11 protein-coding genes and 2 pseudogenes are annotated in these 12,616 nt (G+C 65.2%); 7 read left to right on the top strand and 6 right to left on the bottom strand.

Going from position 1 to position 12,616, the window contains the following annotated elements; genetic code table 11:
- Together DBP14_RS36525 and DBP14_RS35860 are read left to right on the top strand one after the other, a co-directional pair.
- Positions 1–321, top strand: a pseudogene (locus DBP14_RS36525) (hypothetical protein); the annotation flags it as partial.
- A 363-nt stretch (positions 322–684) separates the two neighbouring features.
- A pseudogene (locus tag DBP14_RS35860) lies at positions 685–1,807 on the top strand (IS630 family transposase).
- Between the two features lie 26 nt (positions 1,808–1,833).
- On the opposite strand, the gene DBP14_RS35855 reads toward DBP14_RS35860, so the two are convergent.
- The 5 genes from DBP14_RS35855 to DBP14_RS35830 form a co-directional block, all read right to left on the bottom strand.
- The gene (locus tag DBP14_RS35855; RefSeq protein WP_129312417.1) at positions 1,834–2,493 is read right to left on the bottom strand and encodes a M15 family metallopeptidase; all 660 of its coding nucleotides are present in this window, start codon (positions 2,491–2,493) and stop codon (positions 1,834–1,836) included.
- A 425-nt stretch (positions 2,494–2,918) separates the two neighbouring features.
- Complete coding sequence (locus DBP14_RS35845; RefSeq protein WP_164992589.1) at positions 2,919–4,367, bottom strand: glycosyl hydrolase family 28-related protein; 1,449 nt, start codon at positions 4,365–4,367, stop codon at positions 2,919–2,921.
- A gap of 400 nt (positions 4,368–4,767) precedes the next feature.
- The gene (locus tag DBP14_RS35840) at positions 4,768–5,820 is read right to left on the bottom strand and encodes a thiol-activated cytolysin family protein (RefSeq protein ID WP_164992588.1); all 1,053 of its coding nucleotides are present in this window, start codon (positions 5,818–5,820) and stop codon (positions 4,768–4,770) included.
- Positions 5,821–6,013: 193 nt separating this feature from the next.
- Positions 6,014–6,301, bottom strand: a complete 288-nt coding sequence (locus DBP14_RS35835; RefSeq protein ID WP_129312414.1) for a hypothetical protein — start codon at positions 6,299–6,301, stop codon at positions 6,014–6,016.
- A 739-nt stretch (positions 6,302–7,040) separates the two neighbouring features.
- Positions 7,041–7,337 carry a hypothetical protein gene (locus DBP14_RS35830; protein WP_129312413.1) on the bottom strand — a complete coding sequence of 99 codons (297 nt, stop codon included), beginning with the start codon at positions 7,335–7,337 and terminating at the stop codon, positions 7,041–7,043.
- Between the two features lie 398 nt (positions 7,338–7,735).
- On the opposite strand from DBP14_RS35830, the gene DBP14_RS35825 reads away from it, so the two are divergent.
- Positions 7,736–8,359, top strand: a complete 624-nt coding sequence (locus DBP14_RS35825) for a DUF11 domain-containing protein (RefSeq protein WP_164992587.1) — start codon at positions 7,736–7,738, stop codon at positions 8,357–8,359.
- 95 nt (positions 8,360–8,454) lie between these two features.
- Here DBP14_RS35825 and DBP14_RS35820 read toward each other — a convergent pair whose 3' ends face one another.
- Positions 8,455–8,652, bottom strand: coding sequence for a hypothetical protein (locus DBP14_RS35820; protein ID WP_129312411.1), 198 nt, complete (start codon positions 8,650–8,652; stop codon positions 8,455–8,457).
- Between the two features lie 189 nt (positions 8,653–8,841).
- Here DBP14_RS35820 and DBP14_RS35815 point away from each other — a divergent pair, with 189 nt between their 5' ends.
- The 4 genes from DBP14_RS35815 to DBP14_RS35800 all read left to right on the top strand — a co-directional run bounded on the left by DBP14_RS35815 (position 8,842) and on the right by DBP14_RS35800 (position 12,530).
- The gene (locus tag DBP14_RS35815) at positions 8,842–9,699 is read left to right on the top strand and encodes an META domain-containing protein (protein ID WP_129312410.1); all 858 of its coding nucleotides are present in this window, start codon (positions 8,842–8,844) and stop codon (positions 9,697–9,699) included.
- 112 nt (positions 9,700–9,811) lie between these two features.
- Positions 9,812–10,921, top strand: coding sequence for a protein translocase subunit SecF (secF, locus tag DBP14_RS35810; RefSeq protein ID WP_129312409.1), 1,110 nt, complete (start codon positions 9,812–9,814; stop codon positions 10,919–10,921).
- Positions 10,922–11,358: 437 nt separating this feature from the next.
- The gene (locus DBP14_RS35805) at positions 11,359–11,787 is read left to right on the top strand and encodes an SSI family serine proteinase inhibitor (protein WP_129312408.1); all 429 of its coding nucleotides are present in this window, start codon (positions 11,359–11,361) and stop codon (positions 11,785–11,787) included.
- A 215-nt stretch (positions 11,788–12,002) separates the two neighbouring features.
- On the top strand, positions 12,003–12,530 hold the full coding sequence (locus tag DBP14_RS35800; protein ID WP_129312407.1) for a DUF4232 domain-containing protein: 528 nt from the start codon (positions 12,003–12,005) through the stop codon (positions 12,528–12,530).
- Positions 12,531–12,616: the final 86 nt, after the last annotated feature.

Genomic DNA, 12,616 nt, shown 5'->3' with positions numbered 1-12,616 from the left:
TTCCGTCATTTCGGTGTGGAAACCGGGCTGTTGGAATCCTTGATGGCAGTACGTCGTGCCGGCCTTCCCAGCAACATGCGTGCCAGAGGTGAAACGAGCCGTCCTAGCGCACTGGGTCCACTGCTGTCTCCGCCATGCCGGAGCTTCTCCGGCGATGGGACCGACGGGGAGAAAGACGAAGGAGTGCCGAACGACTCGCCCGGCGCGCAGCGTGCGCCTGCAGTGGAGCGTCTGCCCGGGCTGGAAGCCCCTGATGAGCTGACGTCTGCTCATATCCGGCTGTCGGCAGAGACGTTGGGGCATTCGGAGCGGACGGAGTGACAGCGGCTGGACGCCCGCCGCGCGGGACGTCCTCCGACGGGTGCCGGCCGGCCTGTTCACGGTGACGGCACAGACGCGGCAACTGCCCGCCCTGCGGAATGGCCACCCTTCCCGCGCACACCCCGAGCGGGTCAAGCGCGCCCAGCTGAACCCGTCCGCAAGGGACCGGTGCCGTCGCTGACCACGTGCATCGGGCGATCCGCCGGGACCTGACGGCGGGTGAGCGCGCAGGCGGCAGGGTGTAAAGGGCGCGGCGGGTTCATGACGTGTTCTTGGCTAGTGCTCTGACCACATAGGTTCGCCGGGGCGGCGGCTTCGGCGGTTGGATGTGTGGTGACGTCCGCTCCGACTGCTGGGGGTGTGGTGGCTGAGCCTGTCCGTGTGCGCAGGTTGACCGACCAAGAAGGGCAGAAGCTGCAGCAGATCGTGCGCCGGGGCAGTACCAGTTCGGTGCGCTTCCGGCGAGCGATGATGCTGCTGGCCTCGGCCGGCGGGAACCGGGGGCCGGTGATCGCGAAGCTGGTGCAGGCTGACGAGGACACCGTCCGGGACGTGATCCACCGGTTCAACGAGATCGGCCTGGCCTGCTTGGACCCTCGGTGGGCGGGAGGCCGTCCCCGCCTTCTCAGTCCTGACGACGAGGACTTCGTCGTCCAGACGGCCACCACCCGCCCGACCAAGCTGGGCCAGCCCTTCACCCGCTGGTCCATCCGCAAACTCGCCGCCTACCTGCGCCGCGTGCGCGGCCGCGTGATCCGGATCGGCCGCGAGACGTTACGGTGCCTGCTCGCCCGCCGCGGCATCACCTTCCAGCGAACCAAGACATGGAAGGAGTCACCCGACCCGGAGCGTGACGCCAAGCTCGACCGCATTGAGCACGTACTGGAGCGATTCCCGGATCGCGTGTTCGCGTTCGACGAGTTCGGGCCGCTCGGCATCCGGCCCACCGCCGGCTCGTGCTGGGCTCCTGCCGGTCACCCCGAGCGGCATCCCGCGACCTACCACCGCACCCACGGGGTGCGGTACTTCCACGGTTGCTACTCGCTCGGCGACGACAGGCTGTGGGGCGTCAACCGCAGGAAGAAGGGCGCCACGAACACACTGGCCGCGCTGAAGTCGATCCGCGCGGCCCGCCCGGACGGCGCCCCGATCTACGTCATCCTGGACAACCTCTCCGCCCACAAGGGCGAGACCATCCGGCGCTGGGCGAGGAAGAACCGCGTCGAGCTGTGCTTCACCCCGACCTACGCCTCCTGGGCCAACCCGATCGAGGCCCACTTCGGACCGCTGCGGCAGTTCACTCTGGCCAATTCAAACCATCGCAGCCACCCCGCGCAGACCCGGGCCCTGCACGCGTTTCTGCGCTGGCGCAACGCCAACGCCCGTCACCCCAATGTGCTCGCCCGCCCAGCGCAAGGAACGCGCCCGCATCCGCAGCGAGAAAGGCACCCGCTGGGGCGGACGCCCCCTCACCGCGACAGCCTGATGGGCTACGCGGCTCAGCCGAGAGCGTCATTCGTGCACGCCTTGCCAGCTCGGTCCGTAACAGGCGTTTGCCGCTCCAGTGGCCAGCGCCCAGTAGCGGTCGCCGAACGACCAATGCCACCATTCCGTCGGGTAGTTCACCAGGCCCACGGCCGTCAGCACTCGTCCCAGGATCTCCCGGTGGGCGCGCGCCTGCTCGCTGATCCCGGCAGCGTCGGTGTAGCAGGCGCCGGCGCTCTCCTCCGGAGTCGCGTTCATAGGCGTACCCAGATCCAGCTCACGGCCGTCCGCATCCACGAGCGTCAGATCCACCGCCGCTCCCGCGCTGTGCGGCGCGATCTCCGGTGGCGACACGAAACGGCTCGCTGCCGACCGGATCTGCTCGTCGGTCCAGCCAGGCTGCTCAGCTCGCAGTCTGGCCGCGTATTTCTCAAAGTAGCGCCGCTGCAGCCCTGGGGGACGATAGCCCTCGACCACCAGGAACCCCAGGCCAGCCGGCAAGTGTGCCTGTGCCTGGAGCAGACGCTCCAGCACACCTTCCCGGAGGTAGAAAAAGGCGTCCGAGTCGTCTTGCTTCCGCAAGTCCACAAGGAGCGGCCCCCTCCGGACATCGACCAGCGGCTCACCGCACTCATGCACGGGGACAGCTGCTACCCGTGGATCCGACATCAAGATGATCTCGCTCATCCCGCGATGATCCCCGAGCGCGGTCAACGACCACAACGTTGCCCAACCACCCGGCGAACGTTCCTGGTCAAAGCACTAGTCGGCCGGCTGGTCATCGCAATGCGGTGTGGCAGGGTGATCACAAGCGTGCCCCGGTCGAGGTCGAAGGGGAGTTGGTCTGTCCGTGGGTGACCTGGTTCATCAACTGTGAGACCAAGGTGATCGTCGGGGTGGCTGTCACGCCGCATGAGCCCAGCCGTGATGCGGTGCTGGCGGCGCTGCGGTGTGCGATCGACCGGCGTGCGCCCTAGCCCACTTCCTGACCTGCGCAAACAACAACCCAACCGCCTCGCCCACGCCCGCCTCAAGGCCGGCAAGACTCTGGCGGTTCGGGCAGGCGAAGTCATAGGCGCATCACCACCACCGCCTGGAGGGGGGTGCGGGGCCTATCTGGTGGCGTGGCGTTCTTTCAGTTGTTCTCTGTACAGGCTTGGGGGTTGGACGTTGTGGCCGGCTGACTGGATTTGTCCGGCGTGGTGTCCAGGTTTGGGTGCGGCCTTCTTGCCGGTGCAGCCGATGGCCCAGTTGTAAGCGGTGGGCGGCTTCTCTACGAGATAGGTGCCGCCGGTGCAGTTCCACAGGACGTTGTTGGCGCCGGCCCAGCCGTGCCCGGTGCCCTTGTTTCCTCGGTCCTCGATGGAGAACCGACCGGTGGCGTTCATGTGTACGCGGTCGTATAGCGTGCCGGTCGCCCAGCGTTGGTGGGGGCCTCCGTCCAGCCCACCTGAGCCGGTGTTGAGCGCGGTGCAGTTGTGGACCACGTTGGGCCCGGGGACCCAGGATCCTGTTGCCCAGGCGTGGACGTAGCTGCCGGTCACCTTGCAGGTGTCGATGAGTGTCTGCTGGCCGCTGATCGAGTAGGCAGCGGGCCAGGCGCTGACGCCTTTGGGAACGGACACATTGGTTGCTGTGGTGTTGATCATGGTGTCGTGCAGTGCGCCGCGCCCGAAATTGTAGGCCTGGCCGAAGCGCTTCGCCGACACCGAGCGGACCCAGGAGTCCTCCGCACTCTCCATGCTGACCAGCCTGGAGTTGAAGAAGCCACCGCCCCGCCAGGACGGATGGGATTCGAAGGCCTGGCCGGTGGCGGAGAGGTATTCCAGTCCGGCCTCCTTGATGCGGCCCGGAAACTGGTACTTCCATACCGAGGAGTTCGCGTACTGGCTTTCAAGCGCTTGGGGGAGCGGGGCATCGAATAGGATGGTGTTGCCGCTGACTTTAATGACTCTGCGCTCGAACTCATGCCCAGGACTGGGCTTCCACTGGGTGATGGGCCGACCGTCGGTGCGCGGCGGGATCTTGTCCATGCCGATGGCGTGGATCCATTTGTTCCCGATAGGCCGCTGGACGATGATGTTGTCTCCGGCCTTGAAGTACTTGTTGGCGGCCGCGACATGCACGACGCGCGAGCCCACCGGGACGTAGCGGTCGGTAATGCGGTGGGCGCCGCCGACTCGCCTGATGCTGCCGCGGCCGCCGATCGTGATGAGTGTGTGCGGCTTTCCCGCGCCCGCCAGTAGTGTTCTCGAACCCCCTGAACCGTGCAAGACGACTCCTGACCGGTTCAGGTGGACGGTGCCGGCGAGCCGGTACGTACCCGGCTTTAGCACCACCGCGCCGCCTCCCGCCTTGGCGGCACTGTTGATTGCCGTCTGTATGCGCGTCGTATCATCACCGGATCCACCCGGCCCCAGAGTGACGCGGGCACGGACAGCAGGGATCCTCTTGTTACCGCTGTGATAGCCGACGTAGGAGAAGTCCGGGACGCGGTTGCCGTACGAGTCGGCACGGTAGATCAGTCTGCCCTTGCTGAAGGAGACCCACGTAGTGGGCACCCCGTCAGCGGCATCAGCCTGCCGTGCCGGAGCAACGACCGCGCCCCCCACTAATAAGGCAACACCACCTAACAGGCTGCACCTTCTGTACCGTAAGAGCGAAAAATCGATCTGTACCATATTTCAGTTAAACATAGCGGGTTGATGGGTGCCCATCTTGGTGCGGGGCACCGTCAGGGTATGGAGACCCCGTTACCCTCTTGGTGGCCCGGCGGTGGCTCCGGGACGCTTGGCGGAAGCCGGCGTCGAACCACCTCATGACAGCGGCCCACCCACCCCCAAACACCTACTGACCAGCCCTGTAGGCCGCATAGGGAAGTGCTTTGCGTTTCCGGGGAATTGACACCGCGGGGCTTCCCTGGGCCGCCGGCCAGATGGAGGGACGTGGCTGGGCGGACCATCATGACCAGGTGATCTTTTGGTAGTCGGCGGTCTCGCTCTTAGTCGCGGGGTGGCCGTCCAGGGTTCTCAGCATGAAGCCGATGGGGCCGTAATTCGTCATGTGATGCCGGCTCCGGAAGGAGTTGGCGAGGGTACCGTTCTTCAACTGCTCCCCGACGATGGCTGGGTTGCCGTTCGGGCTGAGGAGTGAGATCTCGGCGTCGCCGAGGACCTTCTGGTGCTGGTGTCTGAGCTGGCTGTCGACGTCGGCGAACGCCGAGTATCCGGCTTTGACGGCCTGGTCGAGGTGCTCTTCCGACGTCGTCGAAGAGATCACGAAGGCGAGGAAGCGGCCGTAGATGACGTGGGATACGAGGACGGGAGGGTTCCGCGGGCCCATGGCGCCGGAATCGACGAGTTCGACGAGGTGCCGTCCGGTGAAGTCGTCGTTGATGAGTTGGTCGGCGGAGGGTGGCATATCGCAGGCGACGGTATAGACACGCTCGCGCAGGTATACGGCGACGGCGTTGCGGCCGTCCGGGCGCTGTACCGACGCCTGTGGGGCAGTGCCGGAGCCGAGGTAGGACGGCGACAACCCGAGCCCGAGCGCGGTCTGAGCACCGGTGTGGTAGCCGACCGTACGACAGAGGACGGCGCTGTAGTCGGTGCGCATGCCCTCGACGGCCGATTTGACAGCGTTCATCACCCTGTCACGGGAGGGGCGATTGACCGTGATCGACTCTCCCGGCGCCAGGACATTGACGTCGATTCTCAGCGGGGTCCGCTGGGTGTCCTCGATTCCGGCGGAGATCAGACGGCCCTGTTGGATCGCCGGAGCCGCCTGTACGATCGCCCCGGGAAAGAGTGCGGACGCGTTCGGGTCGGACGTGATGATCTCCTCCGGAGTCGCGGTGATGCGCCACGGTTGCTCGCGGCGAATGGAGCCATTGACCTCCTTCTCTGAGGCCCTTCCGGTCGGTTCGTCGGCGTCCTGGGCCTGTGGGGCCAGCGTCTCCCACGTCTCCCATGTCCTGAGGTAAGCAGCAAACTCCGCCTTCACATCTGCCCTCATGGTGAGCCTCCGGATGTCGATTGGTGTGGGAGCAACCCAAGATCCCATCGACCGCCTTTCGGCCGACCGCGAGAGCAAGGCAAGGCATGGAATTTCACCCTTCCTGGCCGGATTCATATTGAATGGTGAGAGTCTCGCTCCGGGCATGACAATCCCCGATGGACGAGTTGCTCCCGGCGACACCCGGTCTTCTTCAGCTCCTGGGCTTGGGCTGGTTGAGCTCCTTGAGCCGAGCCGCGTAGACGGCGGCGATCCAACCGGCCTCCTCCAAGTCGGCCGTCACAAGCTGCGCCTGGTCAGCGAGCGCGGCCTGGCGGCCGGCCTTCAGCTCCGCCAGCCGCTGATCGTCAGGCACTGACGCGCGGCGCTCCTTGATGATGCGGGTGCTGTACCAGTGCACCACCTTCTGCACCGCGTCCTGTGCCGCTTGCTCCTCACCGCCTTTGAGACCGGGGAAATCGGGGCTGGGGGTGTCGGGCACAGCTACCATCCGTGTGTTGATCTTGCCGGGACGTGCCGATTGTCTTCCCTGCTCCATGCCGATGCCAAGGGGACAGCACACCTGTGAATGCGACATTCCTATCCGCCGTGGGGGCGTCCTATTGTGCGCGCGCTCGGCCCCCTTCTCTGGCCTCCCGGTGTTTCTGTCAAGAGGCCGGGGCCTTTGGGGTGTGAGAGCCACGCTGAGGAGGCCACCGTGATGACAGAGGAATGGTTGTCGGTGATCATCTGCGAGCAACTGACAGGCCAGAGGGTGTTGTTGTCCAGGTTGAACGCCGCTGGCTGACCTGATGCCGCGAGTACGGTCTGGCCGAAGTGCAAAGTGGCACCGTACGGCACGGCGTCGTAGACGGACCGGGGCACGGACATCCCGTTATGCGTGAGGTCACGGTAGACGGCCGGGTCCTGGACGGCCGTTCACTACGACGGCCGGGGGGCGTCCCAGGAGCTTCAGCCCGTACCCCTCATACATCGCGGCGACCTGGCTGGCGGGCATCTGAGCGCAGCTGGTGCCGCTGAGGAGGTCGAGCCCCCTGTGGAGCAGGGGATATGGCGGCCATGAGGCGGCTGAGACGATCACGTCCAGAGGGATCCTGCCGCAGTCGTTGCTCGCTGACACGACGGAGTGTTTGTCCGGGCGGGAGACGATGCCCGGTCCTTCTGTCCAGGGTCCGGGAAGTGCTGCGCCGGCGTACAGGTTTTTGGTGAGGTTGCCGGGATCACGGCACGTTGTTGCGGAACTCCCAGGTCTGCAGGTCGGTCGACCGGTACATGGAGACTGACTGGAAGCGGTAGTCCGAGTAGTGATTCTCACCGAAGAAGTAGTAATATTCGCCGACCTTGATCACGCCGCCGTCATGGCCGCGGACTTCTTGGCCGGCGATGTCTGTGAAGTGTGTCCCGTTGACGACAGCAATCATGGCGGCCTCGGCTTTGCCGGAAGTCCCCAACGGCAATATCAGTCCGATGCATGCGGCGATGAGGAATCTGAGTAAAGCATGCAGTGTCCTGCGCATGGCTATGCCCCTCCGCACGATATCCATGACGGGCGCATGACGCAGGATCGCTTCAACTGCCGCCCTGGTAGGCGCAATGTCGCATACACCCCGTCGGTACGCCAGTTGGCACCGACGTTCGGCAACCGCCGGCCGGTACAACCGGGCGGAGCCGGCGCGTGTCTCAACCGGGCTGAGCCAGCGCCTGCCTCTCAGCCCAATCTGACGTCCTGGTCCGGCGTTCGCTGCTCGGTGTTCCGGATAAAGCGGATGGCGTTGTCGACGCAAGTTGATTGCGTCCTGTCCCCCGTTCAGTCCAGCCAATCGTCAGCAAGCCCCCGGGGGAGCAGTCTGCATGAACATCTGTTATTCCGTGTGAAGCTTCAGGGATTGGTGGTGTGCTGATGAGGCGGAGTTCCATGCGTCGACTGCTGGCCGCGACTTTTTTGACTGTCTGCGCGGTCGGAGTGGGTGCGCCCACGGCCAGTGCTGCAGGCAGTGCTGACCTGTCCATCAAGATCGAGGGTCCGCAGCCGGGTCCACCGCCTGCTCCGGCCTACGGGACGAGTGTCACCTATCAGGTGACAGTGACAAACGATGGCCCGGACACCGCGACTGGCTGGTCGTTTTACCTACCGGTGATTGTTCGCGCGTACAGTGGGACACCTCAGGAGACAGCTAACGGCCTCGGGTTCGCTCCGCGCACCATGGACAGCCGCTGCAGCTATCCAGTCGGAGCAGGCTCCGCCGGCGTCCCGAGCGATGTTCTGTCGGCCGTCACCTGTGCCGGCGGTGCTTTGGCCCCCGGTGCGAGTACCACCTTCACCATCAGTGGAGACCAATTGTTCGAGATGAGCAGGACGGTCACCCTGGTCTCAGGAAACGAGACCGATCCCAATAACGCGAACAACACCGCTTCTTCCACGAACGTCGTACCGGTTCCGATGATTGATCCGGCCCTCGGAGCCGGCGCTGCTGCTGCCTCTCTGGCCGTTGTCGGAGTGTCTTCCTACCGTCGGCGCCGTGGCACCGGAAGAGCGTGAGCGTTGAGGGCTGGTCAGTGATGCGCATACCCGGAATCCCCTCACGGCCTCGGCGGTGAGGGGATTCCGGTCGTCACGGGCAACCCCCTGTTCGGCTACCGCTCGTCGATGGTGCCGAGGCTGTCGTCTAACGACAGAGATCGCTCAGACTGCGCGTCTTTGTTTTCTTCCCGCGCGTGACGGCCACGCCGCTGGGTCTGCTGCCATTTTTCCCCAGTCTCAGCGCCCCCGGACCGTTGCGCCTGCTCCCGCTTCTTGCCGACTTGGTGGGCGTCGTCCTTGTCCTTGTTCATCACATGACTCCTTCGGTTCAGAAGGCGGATTCAGTTCAGGTTCCCACCCGTCCCTGGCAGCCGCATCTTCGATGCGGCTGCCCCTCTGTGACAGTCCGTCGACCCCCTTACACCCCCAGGTATCGCGGTTGACTGACCGGCCACGTGCTGCGTCACGGACCGTCAGCACGGCAAACCGAAAGGAAGCGCATGGCCCCCGCAAAGAAGTTCCTCGCCCGTATGAGTATCCGCTCTACGATGATCGCCGCACTCGCCGTCACCGGCTTGCAGCCAGCCAGCGCCACCGCCAGCTCGACCGTGGGCCCCCCTGGCCCCACACCGGCTGCCACCTCCGCGCCCAGCCGGCCGGCCGCTCTGGCCGACGTGGTCGGCAACGACTGGCGGATCGACAGACTCACGACCGCCGCCGCCACCTGGGACACCGTCACGAACGCCCATATCCGCATGCCCCCCAACGGCCAGGTCTACGGCAGCCTGGGCTGCAACAGCTTCTTCTCGCACGTCACCATGAACGGCACTCAGCTGACCTTCGGGGAACTGACCACAACCAGAATGCTCTGCGCGCAGAATGAACGCGCGTTCGAAGTGGCACTCAGTAACATCTTGAGCCACCACACCTTCACGGCCCAGGCGGATGGCGGAAAACTGACACTCGTCGCCGACAACGGCAACCTCATCCATCTCAGCCGCGGTCCTCTCGCGCACGTGACCGGAGTCCAGTGGCAGGTGAACACCCTCACCACTCATGGGGTGTCCCGACGCCCCATCACTTCAGCACATATCTCCATCAACACAGGGGCCCACCAGGCCCGCGGCGATCTCGGCTGCATGACTGCATTCAGCGCACCGGTGACCGCCCGCGGCGAACAGATCACCTTCGGACGTCTGTCGACCAGCGACGTACCCTGCAAGGGGCCGGACCGGACCTTCAGGAATGCGCTTCACGGCACTCTGCACGAACACACCTTCACCACCGAGTTGCACAACGGCAATCTGACACTCACCGGCACCGACGGCGACCGCATCATTCTCAACCCAAGCGCCTGACGGGAGCCGATCGTACGGTGGTGGTCACGTCCGATGTTGCCTGCCCGTGGCCCCATCCTGTGCACCCGCCGGTTCCGCCGCCGGCCCTGTCGACCCGAAGGAGGCGTGAGCGATGTCGAAACTCGGCAACCTCGGCGCTCGACTGCACCGCGGCGAGATCAGCTACGACTTCGTCGGCAAACGCAACAACTGGTACAGCATCTCGTTTCTGATCACCATCACGGCCATCGTCGGCCTGGTCGTCAACGGCCTCAATTTAGGCATTGAGTTCCAGGGCGGCGCGGTCTTCACCACACCGAACAATATGAGCGTCTCCGTGGCCCAGGCGAAGGAGTACGCGCACACCGCCTCCGGCCAGGAGGCGATCGTGCAGAAGCTCGGCAACGGCAGCCTGCGCATCCAGATCGCCGGCATCGACACCTCCAAGTCCGACCAGATCAAGAACACCCTGGCCAAGGACCTGAAGATCGACTCCAACAAGCTCGCCGCCGACCTGGTCGGCCCGAGCTGGGGTGAGCAGATCGCCAACAAGGCCTGGGAGGGCCTCGGGATCTTCATGGTCCTCGTGGTGATCTACCTGGCGATCGCCTTCGAGTGGCGCATGGCCGTCGCCGCCCTCGTCGCGCTGATCCACGACATCACGATCACGACCGGTATCTACGCCCTGGTCGGCTTCGAGGTCACCCCCGGCACGGTCATCGGTCTGCTGACCATCCTCGGTTACTCGCTCTACGACACGGTCGTCGTCTTCGACAGCCTCAAGGAGCAGACCAAGGACATCACCAAGCAGACCCGCTGGACCTACGCCGACATCGCCAACAAGTCCATCAACGGCACCCTGGTGCGGTCCATCAACACCACGGTCGTCGCGCTGCTGCCGGTGGCGGGCCTGCTGTTCATCGGCGGTGGCTTCCTCGGCGCCGGCACGCTGAACGACATCTCCCTGTCGCTGTTCGTCGGTCTCGCGGCCGGTGCCTACTCGTCGATCTTCATCGCCACGCCGCTCGTCGCGGACCTCAAGGAGCGCGAGCCGCAGATGAAGGCCCTGCGCAAGCGGGTGCTGGCCAAGCGGGCGCAGGCCGCGGCCGAGGAAAGCGCCGCCACTGATGGAGTTGCCAGGGATGAGAGTCCCGATGACACCGCTCCCGCTCTCGCAGGGCGCCGAGTGCCATCCATGGCCCGCGGGCGAGGCCGTCGCCGAGCCCCCCGTAAGCACCGATGACTGGCATGGGCCAAGTCGCCGCTCAGGACGAACGCGCCTTCAGTTGTTTGTCATAGGGAGGCCGGAAGGCCGCAAAAAGAACACCCCCTCACTCGTTCGGATTGCCAGGCCGTCATGCACAGCGTGCATGACGCTCTCGTAAGGGTGTCTCTTCCCGCTCGCATGCAAAGCTCCAACGCGCCAAGCAGTCGAAGGCAGAGAAGAGCAGGTGGCATCACCACAGCGCCCCGGATCACTGGGGCGCCTGGGGGCATGAGCAGCTATCCGCTACTGGTCGGTTGCACGCGCCCGGCGGCGGTCGGCCATCCGCTCTTGGCAGCTGTGCAAGACCTCCGCAATAGGTCGGGCCACTGACTGGTGAAAGCGTCCACATCCACGTGACGCCCGCCGGGGAGCCCGATCCACGATCTCATTCCGACAAGGAGAAACGCCTCTCTATGCGCACTTACACCGCCGCTGCTGTCTCCGCCGCGGCCGTAGTCGGGGCTCTGCTGTCAACGACCCCCGCAGCGGCCGACGAACCCCCAACCGGTGCGAAGAACGTGCCCCTCACCGTCCTGGTGCTCACAAGTGCCCACGCCGGCATCAATCCCGCGTCCTCGCCGGACAGGGCCGCGCTCCTGGGCTGCCATCCCACGTGGGCTGCAGGGCATCACCAGCCCAAGCAAGCCTGCGCGACGCTCACGTCCGTCGCCGGGGACTTCAAGAGGCTCAACGTCAATCCTGACGCCATGTGCCCCAAGATCTACCGGCCGGTGAAGGTAACTGCCCAAGGGTGGTGGAAGGAAAAGAAGGTCTCCTACGAGAAGACGTTCACGAACTCCTGTGAACTGCAGGCAGCCACGGGCGCCGTCTTCGACTTCTGACTCTTCCTGCCCGGGAAACGCCGCTGGGGGCCGCCGGCGTTCAGACAGTTCCGCGGTCCTTCCTCTGCTGGAGCCCTTGATACGGGTCGTCAGGGCAGGGCCGCCATCGGAGCGGCCGACGACGAGTGCGGCCCCGGGTACTGCTCTCGGAGTCAGAAGCGCATGCTGGAGAGTGACATACATGAACCGATTCGCCTGACGGAGGCGGATATGCCATGTCCTCTCACTCTCGCCATCGTTCCCGGCGCATCGCGGCCACGGCACTGACCATCGTTTCCACTGGTGGCGTGGCCGCCGGCGCCGCGCAGGCTACGGCAGACGCGCAGGCGTCAGCAGTTCTTCGCACCTGCACGGTGAACGACCTCTACTTGTCGATGGGCCGTAAGGAAGTCGCAGCGGGGTCACTGTACTGGCCGATCACATTCACCAACACGAGCACCACTCGCTGTGCTTTACGCGGGTATCCGGGCGTCAGTGTCCTCGACACCGCGCATCGCCAGATCGGCCTGGCCGCTTCCGCCAGCGGGAGGCCATACACGACTGTCGTTCTCGCTCCGGCTCGATCCGCTGCGGCAGTCATCCGCACCAGCAATGGTCCCCTCGGCGGACCTTGTCTCACCACCGGCATCTATCTGCGGGTCTATCCGCCTGCCTCGTACCAGGCAGTCCTCGTTCCGGCCCCGTGGAAGATATGCTCCGCGCTCTTCCAGGTGGGCCCGGTCAATATTCGTGGCACCTTCTGACTACCGCTTGCCAGGTTGTGCCCGATGTCCGCGTGCAGCAGCGGAGCAGTGAGGGGGTGCTTGCGAACACGGCATGCGGGGCGCGT

The sequence above is a fragment of the Streptomyces sp. L2 genome, from assembly GCF_004124325.1.
Taxonomy (GTDB): Bacteria; Actinomycetota; Actinomycetes; order Streptomycetales; family Streptomycetaceae; genus Streptomyces.
The sequence above is the reverse complement of the archived record's forward strand: the minus strand, read 5'-3'. Positions and strand labels throughout refer to the sequence as shown.

Excerpts from the sequence above, each read along its gene's own strand:
- DBP14_RS35815 (WP_129312410.1), top strand. The coding sequence starts at position 8,842 with ATGGCCCCCGCAAAGAAGTTCCTCGCCCGTATGAGTATCCGCTCTACG.
- secF (WP_129312409.1), top strand. The coding sequence starts at position 9,812 with ATGTCGAAACTCGGCAACCTCGGCGCTCGACTGCACCGCGGCGAGATC.
- DBP14_RS35830 (WP_129312413.1), bottom strand. The coding sequence starts at position 7,337 with ATGCGCAGGACACTGCATGCTTTACTCAGATTCCTCATCGCCGCATGC.
- DBP14_RS35820 (WP_129312411.1), bottom strand. The coding sequence starts at position 8,652 with ATGAACAAGGACAAGGACGACGCCCACCAAGTCGGCAAGAAGCGGGAG.
- DBP14_RS35855 (WP_129312417.1), bottom strand. The coding sequence starts at position 2,493 with ATGAGCGAGATCATCTTGATGTCGGATCCACGGGTAGCAGCTGTCCCC.
- DBP14_RS35825 (WP_164992587.1), top strand. The coding sequence starts at position 7,736 with ATGCGTCGACTGCTGGCCGCGACTTTTTTGACTGTCTGCGCGGTCGGA.
- DBP14_RS35800 (WP_129312407.1), top strand. The coding sequence starts at position 12,003 with ATGTCCTCTCACTCTCGCCATCGTTCCCGGCGCATCGCGGCCACGGCA.
- DBP14_RS35805 (WP_129312408.1), top strand. The coding sequence starts at position 11,359 with ATGCGCACTTACACCGCCGCTGCTGTCTCCGCCGCGGCCGTAGTCGGG.
- DBP14_RS35840 (WP_164992588.1), bottom strand. The coding sequence starts at position 5,820 with ATGAGGGCAGATGTGAAGGCGGAGTTTGCTGCTTACCTCAGGACATGG.